This window comes from Paraburkholderia sp. BR10141, assembly GCF_056155635.1.
This window is the reverse complement of the sequence record NZ_JBMIQH010000011.1, coordinates 22,500-41,066: the sequence shown is the minus strand read 5'-3', so window position 1 is coordinate 41,066 and position 18,567 is coordinate 22,500. Positions and strand designations below refer to the sequence as shown.

At 67.0% G+C, this 18,567-nt stretch carries 14 protein-coding genes; 5 read left to right on the top strand and 9 right to left on the bottom strand.

Features of this window, described 5'->3' with window-relative positions:
* Positions 1-34: 34 nt before the first annotated feature.
* Positions 35-1,354 (top strand): MFS transporter, encoded by a 1,320-nt coding sequence (locus ACOJB8_RS17125; RefSeq protein ID WP_342947885.1) that lies wholly within the window; start codon positions 35-37, stop codon positions 1,352-1,354.
* An 87-nt stretch (positions 1,355-1,441) separates the two neighbouring features.
* Here the strand turns inward: ACOJB8_RS17125 and ACOJB8_RS17120 are convergent, their stop codons facing one another.
* From ACOJB8_RS17120 to ACOJB8_RS17105, 4 genes are all read right to left on the bottom strand, one after another.
* Complete coding sequence (locus ACOJB8_RS17120) at positions 1,442-2,641, bottom strand: heme biosynthesis protein HemY (RefSeq protein ID WP_342947884.1); 1,200 nt, start codon at positions 2,639-2,641, stop codon at positions 1,442-1,444.
* A gap of 3 nt (positions 2,642-2,644) precedes the next feature.
* Entirely contained in the window at positions 2,645-4,876 is a 2,232-nt protein-coding gene (gene hemDX, locus ACOJB8_RS17115; RefSeq protein ID WP_475013431.1) for a fused uroporphyrinogen-III synthase HemD/membrane protein HemX, read from the bottom strand.
* On the bottom strand, positions 4,873-5,925 hold the full coding sequence (gene hemC / locus ACOJB8_RS17110; RefSeq protein WP_368616960.1) for a hydroxymethylbilane synthase: 1,053 nt from the start codon (positions 5,923-5,925) through the stop codon (positions 4,873-4,875). Before hemC ends, hemDX begins: the two co-directional genes overlap by 4 nt.
* Positions 5,926-6,345: 420 nt before the next feature.
* On the bottom strand, positions 6,346-6,636 hold the full coding sequence (locus ACOJB8_RS17105; protein WP_342947882.1) for a hypothetical protein: 291 nt from the start codon (positions 6,634-6,636) through the stop codon (positions 6,346-6,348).
* Here ACOJB8_RS17105 and ppc point away from each other — a divergent pair.
* Complete coding sequence (ppc, locus tag ACOJB8_RS17100) at positions 6,614-9,460, top strand: phosphoenolpyruvate carboxylase (RefSeq protein WP_342947881.1); 2,847 nt, start codon at positions 6,614-6,616, stop codon at positions 9,458-9,460. The genes ACOJB8_RS17105 and ppc overlap by 23 nt on opposite strands.
* 79 nt (positions 9,461-9,539) lie before the next feature.
* Here ppc and ACOJB8_RS17095 read toward each other — a convergent pair whose 3' ends face one another.
* Complete coding sequence (locus tag ACOJB8_RS17095; protein WP_069265426.1) at positions 9,540-10,304, bottom strand: class I SAM-dependent methyltransferase; 765 nt, start codon at positions 10,302-10,304, stop codon at positions 9,540-9,542.
* Between the two features lie 200 nt (positions 10,305-10,504).
* Between ACOJB8_RS17095 and ACOJB8_RS17090 the strand changes: the two genes are divergently transcribed.
* The 3 genes from ACOJB8_RS17090 to ACOJB8_RS17080 all read left to right on the top strand — a co-directional run bounded on the left by ACOJB8_RS17090 (position 10,505) and on the right by ACOJB8_RS17080 (position 14,066).
* Complete coding sequence (locus tag ACOJB8_RS17090) at positions 10,505-11,335, top strand: helix-turn-helix transcriptional regulator (RefSeq protein ID WP_368606879.1); 831 nt, start codon at positions 10,505-10,507, stop codon at positions 11,333-11,335.
* A 139-nt stretch (positions 11,336-11,474) separates the two neighbouring features.
* Positions 11,475-12,881 (top strand): argininosuccinate lyase, encoded by a 1,407-nt coding sequence (gene argH / locus ACOJB8_RS17085; protein ID WP_069265428.1) that lies wholly within the window; start codon positions 11,475-11,477, stop codon positions 12,879-12,881.
* 255 nt (positions 12,882-13,136) lie between these two features.
* Positions 13,137-14,066, top strand: coding sequence for a bestrophin family protein (locus ACOJB8_RS17080; protein ID WP_342947878.1), 930 nt, complete (start codon positions 13,137-13,139; stop codon positions 14,064-14,066).
* A gap of 10 nt (positions 14,067-14,076) precedes the next feature.
* Here the strand turns inward: ACOJB8_RS17080 and ACOJB8_RS17075 are convergent, their stop codons facing one another.
* The 4 genes from ACOJB8_RS17075 to ACOJB8_RS17060 form a co-directional block, all read right to left on the bottom strand.
* Positions 14,077-14,802 (bottom strand): lysozyme inhibitor LprI family protein, encoded by a 726-nt coding sequence (locus ACOJB8_RS17075; RefSeq protein WP_410860497.1) that lies wholly within the window; start codon positions 14,800-14,802, stop codon positions 14,077-14,079.
* A gap of 17 nt (positions 14,803-14,819) precedes the next feature.
* Positions 14,820-17,099, bottom strand: a complete 2,280-nt coding sequence (locus ACOJB8_RS17070) for an arginine/lysine/ornithine decarboxylase (RefSeq protein ID WP_069265431.1) — start codon at positions 17,097-17,099, stop codon at positions 14,820-14,822.
* Between the two features lie 88 nt (positions 17,100-17,187).
* On the bottom strand, positions 17,188-17,757 hold the full coding sequence (gene dcd / locus ACOJB8_RS17065; RefSeq protein ID WP_028207739.1) for a dCTP deaminase: 570 nt from the start codon (positions 17,755-17,757) through the stop codon (positions 17,188-17,190).
* A gap of 143 nt (positions 17,758-17,900) precedes the next feature.
* Positions 17,901-18,455 (bottom strand): superoxide dismutase family protein, encoded by a 555-nt coding sequence (locus ACOJB8_RS17060; protein ID WP_324161893.1) that lies wholly within the window; start codon positions 18,453-18,455, stop codon positions 17,901-17,903.
* Positions 18,456-18,567: the final 112 nt, after the last annotated feature.

The following is an 18,567-nucleotide window of genomic DNA, read 5'->3' as shown; positions in this document are numbered from 1 at the left end:
ACACGCCAACGAGCAAGATCGCTTAGGAGACACCATGGCCAGTCCAGCGAATCATCTGCCGCAAGCGGGAGCGGGTGCCCCGCCCTCCGCCTTCGAAGAAGCCACGTACCGCAAAGTCGCGTGGCGTCTCATTCCGCTTCTCATGCTGTGTTACGTGGTCGCGTATCTGGACCGCGTCAACGTGGGCTTCGCCAAGCTGCAGATGAGTTCGGCGCTCAATCTCTCCGATGCGGTTTATGGCTTCGGCGCGGGCATATTCTTCGTCGGCTACTTTCTGTTCGAAGTGCCAAGCAATATCATCCTGCATCGCGTGGGTGCGCGCGTGTGGATCGCGCGCATCATGGTCACGTGGGGCCTCGTCTCCATCCTGACGATGTTCGTCACCACGCCCACCATGTTCTACGTGATGCGCTTTTTGCTCGGCCTGTGCGAGGCGGGCTTCTTCCCCGGCATCATCCTCTATCTCACCTACTGGTATCCGGCGCACCGCCGCGGGCGCATGACCACGTGGTTCATGACGGCCATCGCGCTGTCGGGCGTGATCGGCGGTCCGGTGTCGGGCTGGATTCTCAAGTCCTTCGACGGCGCGAACGGCTGGCAAGGCTGGCAGTGGCTGTTCCTGCTCGAAGGGCTGCCTTCGGTGATCGTCGGCGTGCTGGTGTTCTTCGTGCTCGACGACCGCATCGGAAAAGCGAAGTGGCTCACGGAAGAAGAGCGCGCGCTGCTCGAGCGCAACATCGCCGCTGAAGATGCCACCAAGGAGGACCCGCCGATCATGACCGTGCTCACGAGCGCGCGCGTGCTGGTGATGAGCCTCACCTACTTCTCGTTCGTGATGGGCCTCTACGGCGTGAGCTTCTGGCTGCCCACCATCATCAAGGCGACGGGCGTGAAAGACGCGCTCACGATCGGCCTGCTTTCGGCGATTCCGTTCGCCGCGGCCGTGGTCGGCATGGTGCTGGTGGCGAAGAGCGCCGACCGCACGCGCGAGCGCCGCTGGCACATCGCCGTGCCGGCCGCCATCGGTGCGCTCGGCCTCGTCCTTTCGGTCACCTGGGCGCACGACACGACGCTCGCCATGACGGCGCTCACCATCGCGACGATGGGCATTCTCACCACGCTGCCGCTGTTCTGGAGCCTGCCCACGGCCTGGCTCGCGGGCACGGGCGCGGCGGCCGGTATCGCGCTCATCAACTCCATCGGCAATCTCGCGGGCTTCCTGAGCCCGTACGCGGTGGGCTGGCTCAAAGAGGCCACCAAGGCCAACGATTCGGGCATGTACATGCTCGCGGTGTTCATGATCCTGGGCGGTTTGCTCGCGCTTTCGGCGCCTGCGAAGCTCGTGAACCGCTAAGCGCATTACGGCTTCAGCAAAAACAAACGGCCGCCTGTTTTGCAGGCGGCCGTTTTCGTTGCGGCTTCGGATTCGTCGCGGGCTGCTTTACACCACGTTCATCGACAGCGCACTTTCCCGATAGTGCGAAGCGGCCTTCTCGCCGTCGCCGAGCTGCTCGTGCAGACGCGCGAGTGCGCGATGCGAGCGGATCTTGAGCGGCTCGTTCTGCGTGGCGTCGGCGGACTTGAGCGCGGCTTCGAGGAACGACTGCGCTTTGCCCCAGAGCTGTTGCTTCAGGCACAGGCGGCCCAGCGCGAACAGCAGGTCGCCGTCCTCAGGGCGCTCCTTGCGCCAAACCTCGGCCTTCTGGATGAGCGGCAGCGCGTCGCTGCCCGCCGTGTCCGGATAGCGGCGCAGCAAGCGCGCGTCCCAGTTCTGCGCGAGCGCTTCCTCGACGATCTTGCGCGCGTCGGCCTGGCGATCGAGCGCGATCAGCAGTTCGGCGGCGCAGTCGGCGAGACGCGGCGAGTGACGCTCGACGTTCGAGAGCGACTGCCACAGTTCGAGCAGCGCATCGGCGTTGTGACGACGGTCGCGCAGCAGATTTTCCGCCGCGAGCTGGCGCAGGCGCACGGCCACGGCCGGGTGCAACGCTTCGCGCTTTTCCAGCGTCTTCACGAGCTTGAGCACTTCGCTCCAGTTCTTGAGCTGCTGCTGCGCGCGCAGTGCGATCTGTTGCGCGTGGATGCGGCGGCCGCCCTGCGTGCGCATTTCGGTGAGCGCGGCAAGCGCGCCATCGGCGTCGCGGCCGTCGGCGCGCATGTCGGCGGTCGCCATGAGGCGCGCTTCCTGGAGGTCGGGGTCGTCGACCTGGGTGAGCCATTCGTCGCGGCGCGCGTATTCGTGCAGACGATGCGCTGCCGTCGCGGCGATCAGGCCCGCGGCGCTCGTATTCTTCGCGTCGGCGAGCGAATCGCGTGCGGCTTTCTCGGCGCGCGAGAAGCGGCCCGCGTAGAGATTGCCCACGGCATCGCGCAGCGCCGAGTTCGCCTTCTCGGCACGCATGCGCGCGCGGTAGGCGCCCACGCGGCGCGGCATCGTCACGATGTTGCGAGCGAAACGCAGGATCGCGTATAGCAGCAGGAACGCCACCACGATGCCGACCACGAACAGGTTGAGCGAGACGTCCACGCGATACGGCGGATAGACGAGCAGCACCTGCCCGGTGTCGAAGCGCCCGACAGTCGCGAGCGCGACGGCAATCGCGAACAGAAGCGCGAGCCAGAGGAGTCCACGGATCGCCATGTCTTACCCCCGGCTCCGGTATTGCTGAATCGCCTTCAGGCTCGTGTCGAGCGTGGGCAGCGTGACGGCGGCCGAGCCGTCGTTCACTTCCTTGAGCAGTCCGCGCACCGTTTGCGTGTCTTTCGACGCACTGTCGAAGTAGCGTGCGAGCGTGGCGTCGGCGGCCGCGAGGTCGGACTTGAGCGTGTCCTGGTTGCGCGAGAGCAGCGACAGGCGCGCCGAAAGCAGACGCAGCTTCAGGTTCTCACGCACGAAATAGCCTTGATCGGGCGACACGAGCATGGCGTCCGCGTTGTCGATGCGGCGCACCTGCACGAGGCTCGCGATCTGCTTGCCCACGCCGTCGACGAAGGTGTCGATCCAGACCTTCCATTTCGGCTGGTTGGTCGCCGCGGCAACCTGGGCGATATCGGCGGGCTGCGCAGCCTCCGGCTTCGTATGCACGACGATCGCCTCGCCCGAAAGCGGCAGCGAGTCGATCTGGCCGAGCGCGGTGTCGAGCTTGATGGCGAGACCCGTGAGGTCCGTCGACGGCGCGGCCTTGAGCTTGTCGATGTCCTGCGCGATCGCCTTGCGCACGGCGATGGCCTGCGCGTTGTCCGAGGCGGCGAGCCGCGTGTCGGCGCTTTGCAGCGCGAACAGTGCGAGCTGCGTGTTGCCCGTGAGCTGGAGCTGCTCGCTCGCGCTCGACAGCATCTGGCCGACTTCGGCGAGCGTCCAGTCGTCGCGGCTCTTCGACAGGTCGGCGTATTGCTGCGCGAGCGCCTGCTGCGAATTCTGCGCGTCGGCGATCTTGCCTTCGAGCTGGGCGATCTGCTTGTCGACCTGCTGTGCGCCCGCAACAGCCTGGTCGGCGCGCGCACGCAGCGCGGCGGTCTGCTGCTCGCTCGCCTGCTGGCGTTGAATGGCCTGCATGCCGAGGTTGTCGACCTTGCGATTGAGGAAATAGCCGCCTGCGCCCGAGCCCGCCGCGACCAGCACCAGGACGAGCCACAGCAGCGCCGAGCCTGCGCCGCGCCGCCCGTTGCCCGCGCCCGGCGGTGGCGTCAGCGGCGCGGAAGAGCCCGCGCCCGACGACGCATACGAAGGCCGCGCCGATGCGCTGCCCGAAGCCGACGCGCTGCTGGAAGCGGCCGCGCCCGTGGCGAGGGCGCCCTGGTTTGTTGTGCTGCTTGAGTTGTTCGAATCTGTCATGCGTGGGTTGGCCGGCGCCTGGGCCGGAGTGTTCTGAACCGGTTGAACAACGGAAGAAGCGAGGCTTAGCAGCGTCTCGACGATGCGTTCGTCGCCCGCGCCGGACACCGTAATCCTATCAAAACCCATTGAGCGCGCCGTCTCGGCGATCCGCGGGTGCGGCGCGACAAGCGGCGCATGACGCAGCTCGACGATCTCGCCGGCCGTGAGGTGCTCGCGCGCGAGTTCGTCGAGGTTGCGCACGCCCTCGGAGCTCGTGACGAGCCACGCGTGCGGCGCGCCTTCGAGCAGCGCGTGCACCTGCGTCCAGGCGGCAATGGGCGGCTCGGGCACGACGCGGCGGTAGGCCGCCACGGTCTCGACCTCGGCGCCCGCTTCGCGCAGACGCTCGGCGAGCCACTCGCGGCCGCCGTCGCCGCGCACGATCAGGACGCGCTTGCCCGCGAAGGCATCCACGCCGAAGGTCTTTTCGAGCGCGGCGTAAAGCGACTCGGAATCGAAGCGCGCGGGCTCTTCTTCCCCCGCGCCCGCAGGGCTCACCACGCGATGCTCGGGGGCCGCCACGCCGTGCCGCTCGAGTGCGGCCACGCTCGCCGGGCCGACCACGGCCACGGGCAGCGCGGGCGGCCAGATCGACGAGACCGAGGCATAGCATGCGAACGCGCGATCGACGGCGTTCGGCGAAACGAACACGACGAGCGCATAGCGTTCGAGCGCGCCGAGCGCGGCGCGCAGCGGCGCTTCGTCGGTCACGGGCGCAATGGCGATGAGCGGAAAGTCGAGCGTGCGCATGCCGTGCTGCGCGAGTCGCCCCGCCAGACCATCCGACTGACCGGCCGGCCGGGTCATGACGACGGTGAATGGCTTACCGTCGCCATTGCCATTGCCATTGCCATTGCCATTGCCATTGCCGTTGCCACCATGGCTGTTATCGCCGCTTGCCGGTGACGCGCGCTTCGCGCCGGTAGAGGCGTCGCCCGGCCCGCCCCAGTCGTCGGGCTGGTCGGGGTTGCCGTATGGTTGCCTCGGGCCGGCCATCATCTGGAGGCCGGGCCTTCGCCCGCGCCGGTAGGGTTGTGGGCGCCGCCGCCGCTGGCGGGCGCCGCATTCGGACCATCGGCGGCCTGGGCCGCGTCCGCGAGTGCGCGCACGATCTCGAGCGCGCCCTGCGCGATGAGGTCGTCGGCAACGCGGCGGCCGAGCGCCATGGCATCGTCGAGCGTGGATGCCGCGGTGGCCTCCTGCGCCGCGAGCACCCGGCTCGCGTCGGGCATGGCGATCGTGCCGCGCAGCGCAAGCTTGCCATCGTGCCACTGCGCGTAGGCCGCGAGCGGCACCGTGCAGCTGCCGCCCAGTGCGCGCGAAACCATGCGCTCGGCTTCGACGGCCTTCGCGGTGGCGTCGTCGTGCAACGGCGCGAGCCATGCGGCAATATCGGCGCGATCGGCGCGGATCTCGATGCCGAGCGCGCCCTGCCCCGCCGCCGGCAGGCTGTCCTCGGGCTCGATGAGCGCGCGGATACGCGCGCCGAGGCCAAGGCGCTTCAAGCCCGCCGCCGCGAGAATGATGGCCGCGTAATCGCCGCGGTCGAGCTTGGCGAGGCGCGTGTCGAGATTGCCGCGCAACGGCTTCACGTCGAGATGCGGATAGCGCGCGCGGATCATCGACTCGCGGCGCAGGCTCGACGTGCCCACCACGCTGCCCGCCGGCAACGCGGCGAGCGAGTCGTAGTCGTTGGAGACGAACGCGTCGCGCGGGTCCTCGCGCTCCATGATGGCCGCGAGCGTGAAGCCTTCCGGAAGCTCCATCGGCACGTCCTTGAGCGAGTGCACGGCGAGATCGGCGCGGCCCTCGGCCAGCGCCTGCTCCAGTTCCTTGACGAAAAGGCCCTTGCCGCCCACCTTCGAGAGCGTGCGGTCGAGAATTTGATCGCCGCGTGTCGTCATTCCAACAATTTTCACGTCGCAGGCTGGATATAATTTGTGCAGCGCAGCTTGCACATGCTCGGCCTGCCACATCGCGAGGCGGCTCTCCCGCGAAGCGATCACCAGGGTGCGGGGCATGGGCGCGGATAACGTCTCGGAGTTCATGGCAAGTACATCGAATGACGGGATGAAAAGCAGGATCGGATAACAGGCAATGTTAGCACGCGCCCTTTTTACCGCCTCCCCGCTGGGACAGGCTGACAGGGCGCGGGCGGCGGCAAGGAAGAGACTCAGGCGTTGCAGCGGCGCTTACTGTACCCATCGTAGGCAAACTGGCGCGCGTCTGGCATGCGGCTGGCACAAACGCGGCCCGCGCGGCCGCGGCGCCGCTTCGGCTTGCGCTCGCCCTCGCGAGCGGCGCACTCTCCAGCAAGGCCTGCACCCGGCGCACCGCCATTGGCGAGCCGCGCCGCCTCTGCCCTATCCGCACGGCTCGCACCGGGTGGCACCTTCCGCCCTCTCCAGGTTGCACCCGCAGTACACGGCCCGGCACGCGCCGCGGTCATGCAGTTGGCAGTTCTCCGACTAACCTGCCCATATCCTGGCAAGCCTCAAGGAAAACATCGTGAAGTCTTCCGGCTCGGCGCGCGCAGAGCGCCGCAACACCGCATCGCAGAACGCAACTTCGAAGGCCACATCGGCCGCGCCGTCCACGAAACCGGCGAAAACGACGAAGACCACGAAGACCACGAAATCCGCGACGACGAAACCGGCCGCCGAGGCTGTCAAGGCGGCGAAGAAGCCGAAGGCCGAAAAAGCGACGAAGGCCACGAAGGCGGTGAAGGCTCCGAAAATGCCCGCCGGCGCTTCGCGCAATGGTCGCGCGCGCGACGACAAGGACCAGCCGCTCTTCGAAGACATCCGCTACCTGGGCCGCCTGCTCGGCGAAGTGCTGCGCGAGCAGGAAGGCGACGCGGTATTCGACGTCGTGGAATCCATTCGTCAGACCGCCGTGCGCTTTCGCCGCGAGGACGACAGCGCCGACGCGCTCGCGCTGGAAAAGCAGTTGCGCGCGCTCTCGCCCGAGCAGACCGTGAGCGTCGTGCGCGCGTTCAGCTACTTCTCGCATCTCGCGAACATCGCTGAAGATCGCCACCGCAACCGCCGCCGCCGCATTCATGACCTCGCGGGCTCGGCGCCGCAGGCGGGCACCATCGCGCATTCGCTCGAACGTCTCGCACTGGCGGGCGCGGCCGCGACGCCGGTGCTCCAGCAGTTCTTCAACGACGCGCTGATCGTCCCCGTGCTCACCGCGCACCCCACGGAAGTGCAGCGCAAGAGCACGCTCGACTCGCAGCACGACATCGCGCGCCTGCTCGCCGAGCGCGACCAGCCGCTCACGCATCGCGAGCTCGAGCACAACGAGTCGCTCCTGCGCGCGCGCGTGACCTCGCTCTGGCAAACGCGCATGCTGCGCGAGTCGCGCCTGACCGTGGGCGACGAAATCGAAAACGCGCTTTCGTATTACCACACGACCTTCCTCACCGAGATCCCGGCGCTTTACAGCGAGATCGAAACGCAGCTAAAGGAGCACGGCCTTTCGGCGCGCCTGCCCGCGTTCTTCCAGATGGGCAGCTGGATCGGCGGCGACCGCGACGGCAACCCGAACGTCACGGCCGCCACGCTCGAAGAAGCGAGCGAGCGCCAGGCGCAGGTGATCCTGCAGCATTACCTCGACGAAGTGCACCGCCTCGGCGCCGAGCTTTCGGTGTCGAACCTGCTCGCGGGCGCAAGCGAAGAACTGAAGGCGCTCGCCGAAGCCTCGCCCGACCAGTCGCCGCACCGCGTGGACGAGCCGTATCGCCGCGCGCTGATCGGCGTATATACGCGCCTCGCCGCGAGCGCGCGCGTGCGTCTGGGCGAAGGCGTGGTGGCCGTGCGCAGCGCGGGCCGCAACGCCGCGCCCGTGCGTGCCAAGCCCTATGCCGATGCCGACGAGTTCTCGCGCGACCTGCATATCCTGATGGATTCGCTCGCCGAGCATCACGGCGCGTCGCTCGCCACCACACGGCTTGCGCCGCTCATGCGCGCCGTCGACGTGTTCGGCTTCCATCTCGCCTCGATCGATCTGCGCCAGAGTTCGGACATCCACGAAGCCGTGATTACGGAGCTGCTCGCGCGCGCCGGTGTCGAAGCCGACTACGCGGCGCTTTCCGAAGAAGACAAGCAGATCGTGCTGCTCGCGCAGCTCGCCGATCCGCGCACGCTGCGCTCGCCGTACCTCGACTATTCCGAGCTCGTGAAAAGCGAGCTGGGCGTACTGGAAATGGCGCGCGTGACGCGCGAGAAGTTCGGCGCGCGCGCCGTGCGCAACTACATCATCTCGCACACCGAAACGGTTTCCGACCTGCTCGAAGTGATGCTGCTGCAGAAGGAAACCGGCCTCATGAGCGGACGCCTCGGCCACGCGGAAGACCCCGCGAAGGCCGCGCTGATGGTGATCCCTCTCTTCGAGACGATTCCCGACTTGCGCCACGCGCCGGGCATCATGCGCGACCTGCTCGCGCTGCCCGGCATCGACGCCATCGTCGAGCACCAGGGCAACGAGCAGGAAATCATGCTCGGCTACTCGGACAGCAACAAGGACGGCGGCTTCCTCACCTCGAACTGGGAGCTGTACCGTGCGGAACTGGCGCTCGTCGCGCTATACAAGCAGCGCGGCATCACGCTGCGTCTGTTCCACGGCCGCGGCGGCACGGTGGGCCGCGGCGGCGGCCCGACCTACAACGCGATCCTCTCGCAGCCGCCGGGCACGGTCGAAGGCCAGATCCGCCTGACCGAGCAGGGCGAAGTCATCGCGAGCAAGTTCGGCAATCCGGAGATCGGCCGCCGCAACCTCGAAACGGTGATCGCCGCGACGCTCGAAGCGACGCTGCTGCCGATGGGCGGGGCGAGCAACGCGCCCGACCAGCTGCCCGCGTTCGAGGAGACGATGCAATCGCTCTCCGACGCCGCGATGGCCGCGTACCGCTCGCTCGTCTACGAGACGCCCGGCTTCACCGACTACTTCTTCGCCTCCACGCCGATCACGGAAATCGCCGAGCTGAACATCGGCAGCCGCCCGGCCTCGCGCAAGCTGCAGGACCCGAAGAACCGCAAGATCGACGATCTGCGCGCGATTCCGTGGGGCTTCTCGTGGGGCCAGTGCCGCCTGCTGCTCACGGGCTGGTACGGCTTTGGCAGCGCGGTGGCCTCGTATCTCGACGATGCGGGCAGCGACGCCGAGCGCGCGCGCCGTCTCGCGATGTTCAAGAAGATGTACAAGACCTGGCCGTTCTTCTCGAACCTGCTCTCGAACATGGACATGACGCTCGCGAAGACCGACCTCGCGGTGGCCTCGCGCTACGCGCAACTCGTCGCGGACAAGAAGCTGCGCAAGCTCGTATTCGAGCGCATCGTGGCCGAATGGGAGCGCACGACGAAGGTGCTCGGTGAGATCACGGGCGCCCCCGGACGACTCGCCGACAACCCGCTGCTCGCGCGTTCGATCAAGAACCGCTTCCCGTATCTCGATCCGTTGAATCACTTGCAGGTGGAGCTGATCAAGCGCTATCGCGCCGGCGACCCGAGCCCGCGCGTGCGGCGCGGTATTCATCTGACGATCAACGGGATTGCGGCGGGGCTGCGCAATACGGGTTGAGCGTTCGCGCTGTGCTCCGGTGCAAACGGCGTCGTGCCCTCGCGGTCACGACGCCGTTTTTTATTGCCTCAGGCGAACTTCAATCGCGCCGCGTCGCGTCGATCATCAGTGCATCGAGCTTGAACGACATATCGCTCTGCACATCGAAGTATTGGCGCACTTCATCGGGCGCGCGCTCCCACATCGAGCGGATCGCCGTCACGCGCTCCGGCGGCGTGCGCATGCGCGCGACCCACGAATCGAAGTCGAGCGCGATGCGCCAGCGCTCGCTCACCTTCGCGTCGAAGCCGGCGGCGTCGAGCATCGCGATCCACTCGTCGGCGCGGTAGTCGCGAATGTGCGACGCATCGCGCAACAGTTCGATCGCCTGAATATGCGTGTCGTAAAGCGGATCGTCGATGCCCGCGATGTCGATGAACTTGAGCCGGCCGCCCGGCTTGAGTACGCGGTGCACTTCGGCAAGCGCGCGCGGCACGTCGCGCCAGTGGTGCGCGCTCATGCGGCTCACGGCCCAGTTGAAGCTCGCGTCGGCGAACGGCAGCGTTTCCGCCGCGCCCTGCTGCGTGCGCACGGTCGTCAAGCCGCGCTCCTTCGCGGCGGCTTCGACCGTGGCGAGCATTTGCGGAGCGATGTCGTAGGCCACGACTTCGCGCACGTGCGGCGCCACGGCGAAGCTCGCGTGGCCCGCGCCGCAGCCCATGTCCAGCACCGTCGCATTGCCGCAGGTGGCCGCGAAGGTCGCGGCGAGGTTCTCCAGATCCGCGCCGCTCGCGTGGACCTGGCTCGTGAGGTAGGCGGCGGCGGTCGAGCCGAATGCGTCGGCGACCTGATCGTGATGCTTCATCGCATGCTCCTTTTGCGGGTTCTTATGCGGTGCTTTATGTGGGGCGCGAAGCGGCGAGCGCCGCGCGCCGAGGGGTCTGCAATCTCCGGGCTGGCTGACGTGGCGGCCCGTCGCCGCGTCAGACGCTACAATAGAGTCCGTTTTGTACCAGTACAAGTTAAGCGATTATTCTGGTATCGCTGCCACTAGCCCCACGCCCAATGAGCCTCGATACGCCCTCCCCGGCTTCACCCGCCGCCGCCGGCAAAACCCTCGACGCGACACCCGCCCGCGCGCTGGGCGAATTCATCCGCGCCCATCGCGAGCGTCTTTCGCCCGCGGAGGTCGGCCTGCCGCCCGGCCCGCGCCGCCGCACGCCTGGCCTGCGCCGCGAGGAAGTCGCACAGCTGTGCGGCGTGAGCCCGACCTGGTACACGTGGATCGAGCAGGGCCGCCCCGTCTCGGCCTCGGCGGACGCGCTCGCGCGCATCGCCGTCGCACTGCGGCTCTCGCGCGCCGAGCGCGCCTATCTGTTCGAGCTGGCCGCGCAGCGCGACCCCGCCGAGCCCGATCCGGCCACCGCCGCGGACGCGCCCGCCACGCTGCTGCAAACGGTGAAGCTCGTGGACGCCCCCGCGTACGTGCTCGACCGCCAGTGGACCGCGCTCGCCTGGAACGCGCATGCGGCGGACCTCTTCACGGGCTGGCTCGACGGCGAGCACGACCGCAACCTGCTGCGCTTCACGTTCACCGAGCCGCTCGGGCGCGAGCTGATCGTGGACTGGGAAACGCGCGCGCGGCGCCTGGCCGCCGAGTTTCGCGCCGACTCCATCCGCCACCTGAACGACGCGCCCACGCGCGCGCTGATCGACTCGCTGATCGCCGCGAGCGACGACTTCGCGCGCTTCTGGGCCTCGCAGGACGTGTTCGAGCGCGAGGGCGGCCGGCGCGAGTTCAACCATCCGCGCCACGGCCGCATCGCCTGCGACCAGATCACCTTCAAGCCCGCGCATCGCGAAGATCTCAAGCTCGTGGTGCTGGTGCGGCTCTGAGCGGCGCGGGCCGCCTGGCGGCGTTGCGGCAGAGCGCCAATGTTAAAATCGAGTTCTTTCCCGCCGTGCTTGACGCAATGCAGTGCAATGCGCCGCGCGGCACGCCTTCTCACCGCTTGCTCGTTCACGCCCCATCACCATGACGTCCCAACTGCACAAAAAAGGCGAAGCCTGGTCGGCTCGCTTCTCCGAACCCATGTCGGAGCTGGTCAAGCGCTACACGTCGTCGGTCTTCTTCGACAAGCGCCTCGCGCTCGTCGATATCGAGGGCTCGCTCGCGCATGCGTCGATGCTGGCCGCGCAGAAGATCATCTCCGCCGACGACCTCGCCGCCATCGAGGGCGGCATGGCGAAGATCAAGGGCGAGATCGAGCGCGGCGAATTCGAATGGCTGCTCGACCTCGAAGACGTGCACCTGAACATCGAAGCGCGCCTGACCGCCCTGATCGGCGATGCGGGCAAGCGGCTGCACACGGGCCGCTCGCGCAACGACCAGGTCGCGACCGACATCCGCCTATGGCTGCGCGGCGAGATCGACCGCATCGGCGGCCTGCTCGGCGACCTGCGCGGCGCGCTGCTCGACCTGGCCGAACAGCACTCGGGCACGATCATGCCCGGCTTCACGCACCTGCAAGTGGCGCAGCCGGTCACCTTCGGCCATCACCTGCTCGCCTATGTGGAAATGTTCACGCGGGACGCCGAGCGCATGGTGGACTGCCGCAAGCGCGTGAACCGTCTGCCGCTCGGTGCGGCGGCGCTCGCGGGCACGAGCTTTTCCGTAGACCGCTTCGCCGTGGCGAAGACGCTGGGCTTCGACGGCATCTGCGCAAACTCGCTCGACGCCGTGTCCGACCGCGACTTCGCCATCGAATTCACGGCGGCGGCCGCGCTGGTGATGACGCACGTCTCGCGCTTCTCGGAAGAGCTGGTGCTGTGGATGAGCCCGCGCGTGGGCTTCATCGATCTGGCCGACCGCTTCTGCACGGGCTCGTCGATCATGCCGCAAAAGAAGAACCCGGACGTGCCGGAACTCGCGCGCGGCAAGACCGGCCGCGTGAACGGCCATCTCATGGCGCTCCTCACGCTCATGAAGGGCCAGCCGCTCGCCTACAACAAGGACAACCAGGAAGACAAGGAGCCGCTGTTCGACACGGTCGATACCGTGGCAGACACGCTGCGCATCTTCGCGGAGATGGTCGCGGGCATCACGGTCAAGGAGCAGGCGATGCGCGCGGCGGCGCTGCAGGGCTTCTCCACGGCCACGGATCTGGCCGACTACCTAGTCAAGAAGGGCCTGCCGTTCCGCGACGCGCACGAAGCCGTGGCGCACGCGGTGCGTATCTGCGTGGACCGCAACTGCGATCTGGCCGACCTCACGCTCGACGAGATGCGCCGCGAACTGCCGGCCGTGTCGAACCTGCTGGCCGAAGACGTGTTCGCAGTGCTGACGCTCGAAGGCTCGGTCTCGGCGCGCAACCATCCGGGCGGCACCGCGCCCGAGCAGGTGCGTGCGGCCATCGCGGCGGCGCGCGCGGCGCTCAAGTAAGCGCAGCGCAACGGGCGGAAAACGCTCGCAGTCTAAAGCCCAACCGGGCGCGCGACGGACAACGTCGCGCGCCCGGTTTGCTTTTGGGCGGCGCACAAGGTGACCATGCCAATGAGGACACACATGACAGCGCGCTGTACCCGCAGCAAAATGCCGGAAGTGTGCGCCCGGCAGCCGCGCGTCATGGCCTACGATCCCGCGCCATACTGACGACTTGCTCCGTCAGGTTTCGTCTTCGCCCCCAACACCTGCCCCATGATCGTCCGCCCTCACCTCCACTGGTTCCGCATGCTGCTCGCGTGGCGCGGCTCCGTGCTGCCGCAACTTCTGCCGCGCCTCTTCATCGTGCTGGTACTGTCGATCATCGCAGTGGCCGCGCACGATCACATCCTCAAGCTCACGGTCAACCTGAGCACCGTGCCGTTCTCGCTGATCGGTATTGCGCTCGCGGTGTTTCTCGGCTTTCGCAACAGCGCGAGCTACGACCGCTATTGGGAGGGCCGCAAGCTCTGGGGGCAAATGCTCAATGAGACGCGCTCGCTGGTGCGCCAGGCGCTGACGCTCCCGCGCAGCGGCGACGAAGCGGCAACACGCGAGCGGGCGAGCGAACTGGCCGGTCTGCTCGCTGCGCTGCCGCATGCGCTGCGCCATCAACTGCGCAACACCGACCCGCGCGCCGATCTCGAGTCGCGCCTGGCGCCCGCGCTGTTCGCGCGCGTGATGGCGGCGCGCTACCGCCCGGCCACGCTCCTGCTGTGCGCTTCGGAATGGGTCCAGCGCGAGACGCGCGAAGGCCGCCTCGACGGCTACGCGGTGCTCGCGTTCGAACATAATCTCAATGGCATTTCGGATGTGATCGGCGGGTGCGAGCGCATCGTCTCCACGCCGCTGCCGTTCGCCTATACGGTGATGATTCATCGCACCGTGTACTTCTTCTGCGCGATGCTGCCGTTCGGCCTCGTCGACAGCATCGGCGGTTTGACGCCGATCTTCGCCGTGTTCGTGGCCTACGCGTTCATGGCCCACGAGGCGATCGCCTCGCAGCTCGAAGACCCGTTCGGCACCGAAGACAACGACCTCGCGCTCAACCTGATGTCGACCGGCATCGAAGTCGCGTTGCACGACCTGATGGGCGAGCCGACTGCGCTGCCGGCGCGCGCGCCGGAGCAGTTCATCCTCGACTGAAGGCGCAGCCTCAGTGGTTGTTCACCGTTTCGGCGAGGCGCTTCAAGGTCGCGAGGCGCCCGCCTAGCAGATCGAGTCGCGCATGCTCGTCGATGAGCGGCGTGGTCGCGTCGCGATACGCGCGCCAGTCGCTTTGTGCGCGTGCAACCGTAGGCCGGGCGTGCTTCGGTATGCGCGCATAGAGCTGACGGTAGTAGCGATTGAGGTCATAGCTCACGTGCTCGCAGCGCGCATCGGCGCTGCAGGCGCGCACCTTCGGCGCGTCGCCGTCGTAGGTCGTCGCCTGGGTGCGCAGCGCGAGCGCGCGATCGCGCACCGGCTGCAGGCGCATGTCCGCCTCGTAGAGCTGGTAGGTGCTGCCGCTCGTGGTCGCGAATGCGGCGCCGAGCATGGTGTCCTCGGCGTCGCGCCAGGCCACCCACTTCTGCTGGCTCAGTTGCCAGCGCTTTTGCTGCGCGGCCGGCAGCTTCGCGAGCAGTTGCGCGAGCGCGTTGTCGGCGGCCTTGCGCCATGCGGTGCGCGCGTCGTCCATGCACTGGATCTGGCCAGCCGTCGACGACCGGTCCGCGCGCGCGAGACAGGTGCGCATGGCCGTATCGATCGGATCGGCCGCCGCGACCTCGGCGCGCGCCGCCGGTGCCACGGCGAACAGCACCGTGGCGGTCGAAATCACCGACAGCGTCGACACCATCGCAGCAAAATAACGCGCTAGCCGCGCCGAAGAACCATCCAACATCCCCTCCCCTCGCGCGTTCAGTCGCGCACGCAATCCACGAAATACTCGATGCGGCCGTTGATGGTCTCGCCCACGAGCCCGTGGATGTCGGTATGGAAGCCCGGGAAGCGCTCGTTGAACTCGCGCGCGAACTTCAGATAATTCACGATCGTCTTGTTGAAGCGCTCGCCCGGAATCAGCAGCGGAATACCCGGCGGATACGGCGTGAGCAGGATCGACGTGACGCGGCCTTCGAGTTCGTCGACAGGCACGCGGTCGATCTCGCGGTGCGCGAGCTTCGCGAATGCGTCCGACGGCTTCATCGCAGGCTCCATGCTCGAGAGGTACATCTCGGTCGTGAGGCGCGCGATATCGTTGGCACGGTAGACGCTGTGGATCTGCTGGCACAGGTCGCGCAGGCCCACGCGCTCGTACATCGGATGCTGCGCGACGAATTCGGGCAGCACGCGCCACAGCGGCTGGTTGTTGTCGTAGTCGTCCTTGAACTGCTGGAGCTCGGTCACCATCGAGTTCCAGCGGCCCTTCGTGATGCCGATCGTGAACATGATGAAGAACGAGTACAGCCCCGTCTTCTCGACGATGATGCCGTGCTCGGCCAGGTACTTCGTCACGATCGCGGCGGGAATGCCGGTCTCGCCGAATTCGCCGTCCACGTCCAGACCCGGCGTGACGATGGTCGCCTTGATCGGGTCCAGCATGTTGAAGCCTTCCGCCAGCGCGCCGAAGCCGTGCCAGTGATCGTTCGGGCGCAGCATCCAGTCTTCGCGCGAGCCGATGCCTTCTTCGGCCAGCTCGTCCGGGCCCCAGACCTGGAAGAACCAGTCGTCGCCGTACTCGGCGTCCACCTTGCGCATGGCGCGGCGGAAGTCGAGCGCTTCGGCGATCGACTCTTCCACCAGTGCCGGGCCGCCCGGCGCTTCCATCATCGCGGCGGCCACGTCGCACGACGCGATGATCGCGTATTGCGGCGACGTGGACGTGTGCATCAGATACGCCTCGTTGAAGCGGTGGCGGTCGAACGCGCTGTCTTCCGAGTCCTGCACGACGATCTGCGAGGCCTGCGAGATGCCGGCGAGCAGCTTGTGCGTCGAGTGCGTCGCGAACACCAGCGCCTTGGTACGCGGACGGCCCGCGCCGATCGCGTGCATGTCCTGATAGAACTCGTGGAATTCGGCGTGCGGCAGCCAGGCTTCGTCGAAGTGCAGCGTGTCGAGCATGTCGCCGAGCAGATCCTTGATCATCTCGACGTTGTAGACCACGCCGTCGTACGTGCTCTGCGTGATCGTCAGAATGCGCGGCTTCACGTTCGGATTCTTTGCGAGCGCCTCACGGGCGAACGGATTCGCCTCGATCTTCTTGCGGATGTTTTCCGGCTTGAACTCGTCGCGCGGAATCGGGCCGATGATGCCGAAGTTGTTGCGCGTGGGCGTGAGGAACACGGGAATCGCGCCCGTCATCGTGATCGCGTGCAGGATCGATTTGTGGCAGTTGCGGTCGACCAGCACGATGTCGCCGGGCGCGACCGTTGCGTGCCAGACGATCTTGTTCGACGTGGACGTGCCGTTGGTCACGAAGAACACGTGGTCCGCGCTGAAGATGCGCGCCGCGTTGCGCTCCGAGGCCGCGACCGGGCCGGTGTGATCGAGCAGCTGGCCGAGTTCCTCGACCGCATTGCAGACGTCGGCGCGCAGCATGTTTTCGCCGAAGAACTGGTGGAACATCTGGCCGAGCGGATTCTTCAGGAAAGCGACGCCGCCCGAGTGACCCGGGCAGTGCCACGAGTACGAACCTTCGTCGGCGTACTTGACGAGTTCCTTGAAGAACGGCGGCGCGAGCGCGTCGAGATACACGCGCGCTTCGCGAATCACGTGGCGCGCGACGAACTCCGGCGTGTCCTCGAACATGTGGATGAAGCCGTGCAGCTCGCGCAGGATGTCGTTGGGCAGATGGCGCGAGGTACGCGTCTCGCCGTACAGGAAAATGGGGATGTCCGAGTTGCGCTTGCGCACCGCTTCCATGAACGCGCGCAGCGCGACGATGGCGGGCGCGTGCTCGGGCGCTTCCTCGTCCGAGCCTTCGACGTAGGGCAGCAGCTCGTCGTCGTCGATCGAGAGGATGAAGCACGCGGCGCGGCTCGACTGCTGCGCGAACGACGTGAGGTCGCCGTAGCTCGTCAGCCCGAGGACTTCCGCGCCCTCTTTCTCGATGGCTTCGGCGAGCGCGCGGATGCCGGAACCCGAGATGTTCTCGGAGCGAAAGTCTTCGTCGATGATGACGACGGGAAAACGAAACTTCATGGGCGATTCTCCAAAAGAAACGACCGCTGCATATGACGCGCAGCGGTCCCCGTATGTCGTTGAATCCGGTAGTGTTGTGCGCTGGAACTCAGGTCTTCGGCAGGGTGACGCCGTGCTGGCCTTGATACTTGCCGCCGCGATCCGCGTACGAGACCTCGCAGATCTCGTCGCTTTCGAAGAACAGCACTTGCGCCACCCCTTCGTTCGCGTAGATTTTCGCAGGCAAAGGTGTCGTATTTGAGAATTCGAGCGTGACATACCCTTCCCACTCGGGCTCGAACGGCGTGACGTTCACGATGATCCCGCAGCGCGCGTAGGTCGACTTGCCCAGACACACCGTCAGGACGTTGCGCGGAATGCGGAAATACTCGACCGTGCGCGCCAGCGCGAACGAATTGGGCGGGATGATACAGACGTCGCCCTTGAAGTCCACGAACGACTTTTCGTCGAAGTTCTTCGGATCGACGATGGTCGAATTGATGTTCGTGAAGATCTTGAATTCGTCGGCGCAGCGGATGTCGTAGCCGTAGCTCGAGGTGCCGTAGCTCACGATCTTGCGGCCGTCTTCCGACATACGGACCTGATCGCGCACGAACGGCTCGATCATCTTCTGCTCTTCGGCCATGCGCCGGATCCACTTGTCGGACTTGATTGCCATGTTCGCTACTTGACGAGAAATTCGGGTCGGGAAAGCATGCGGACGGACCCACCGGGCGCGCGCCGCGTGCGAAAGGCGCCTATTTTACGCGATGTGGATCGCCATGCCTGGAACTGCGTTTCGCGCCGACACCAACGCCGCGCTCACTGGGCGCGGATCAGGCCGCAGGCGAGCGCCGGGCCCGTGCCGCGCTGCGGGTACGCGTAGGGGTCGATGGCGTCCCGGTGCACGATCACCGCGCGTTGCAGGACGGAGCGCACGCCGTCGAGCGAGACGTCGGGGGCGACGATAAAGCCCGACGCCACGCCGTTCGAATCCGCATGGATATTGCCGAGGTCGCCTTCCACGCGCGCGCCGGGCTTCAGGCGCTCCGCGGCGGGCGCGAACACGGCGCCGGCGCTCGAGGCGTCGGTGGCGTTGCAGTCGCCGCGCTCGTGCACCTGCAATGCGTGATCGCTGTCGGGCTGCAGGCCCGCGAGGTTGTAGCTCACCTGCACGCCGTCCGAATGTTCGACGAACGAAACCGTGCCGCGCACCTGGCTGCCGACAGTGGGCAGCAACTGTGCGACCGCGCGCTTCTCCTGCTGCCCCATGAAGCTCGTGCAGCCCGCCAGCAGCGCGCAGCCGCAGAGCGTGACGAGGGCGATCATCCTGACGACCTGCGCATTCCCCGCTTGCCTGTCGTGTCCTTTATCCATGCGATCCTCTTGCCGGGCGGCGGCAGCCCCGTTGCTGCCGCCATACCGGACCCGATGAAGCCCACATGATACCGCGCAGGCGGCGCGTCGCGCGCCTATCTGTCCCCATGCG

Coding starts and splice junctions, on each gene's coding strand:
- ACOJB8_RS17125 (WP_342947885.1), top strand. CDS start 35: ATGGCCAGTCCAGCGAATCATCTGCCGCAAGCGGGAGCGGGTGCCCCG.
- ACOJB8_RS17120 (WP_342947884.1), bottom strand. CDS start 2,641: ATGGCGATCCGTGGACTCCTCTGGCTCGCGCTTCTGTTCGCGATTGCC.
- hemDX (WP_475013431.1), bottom strand. CDS start 4,876: ATGATGGCCGGCCCGAGGCAACCATACGGCAACCCCGACCAGCCCGAC.
- hemC (WP_368616960.1), bottom strand. CDS start 5,925: ATGAACTCCGAGACGTTATCCGCGCCCATGCCCCGCACCCTGGTGATC.
- ppc (WP_342947881.1), top strand. CDS start 6,614: ATGCCCGCCGGCGCTTCGCGCAATGGTCGCGCGCGCGACGACAAGGAC.
- ACOJB8_RS17095 (WP_069265426.1), bottom strand. CDS start 10,304: ATGAAGCATCACGATCAGGTCGCCGACGCATTCGGCTCGACCGCCGCC.
- ACOJB8_RS17090 (WP_368606879.1), top strand. CDS start 10,505: ATGAGCCTCGATACGCCCTCCCCGGCTTCACCCGCCGCCGCCGGCAAA.
- argH (WP_069265428.1), top strand. CDS start 11,475: ATGACGTCCCAACTGCACAAAAAAGGCGAAGCCTGGTCGGCTCGCTTC.
- ACOJB8_RS17080 (WP_342947878.1), top strand. CDS start 13,137: ATGATCGTCCGCCCTCACCTCCACTGGTTCCGCATGCTGCTCGCGTGG.
- ACOJB8_RS17075 (WP_410860497.1), bottom strand. CDS start 14,802: ATGTTGGATGGTTCTTCGGCGCGGCTAGCGCGTTATTTTGCTGCGATG.
- ACOJB8_RS17070 (WP_069265431.1), bottom strand. CDS start 17,099: ATGAAGTTTCGTTTTCCCGTCGTCATCATCGACGAAGACTTTCGCTCC.
- dcd (WP_028207739.1), bottom strand. CDS start 17,757: ATGGCAATCAAGTCCGACAAGTGGATCCGGCGCATGGCCGAAGAGCAG.
- ACOJB8_RS17060 (WP_324161893.1), bottom strand. CDS start 18,455: ATGGATAAAGGACACGACAGGCAAGCGGGGAATGCGCAGGTCGTCAGG.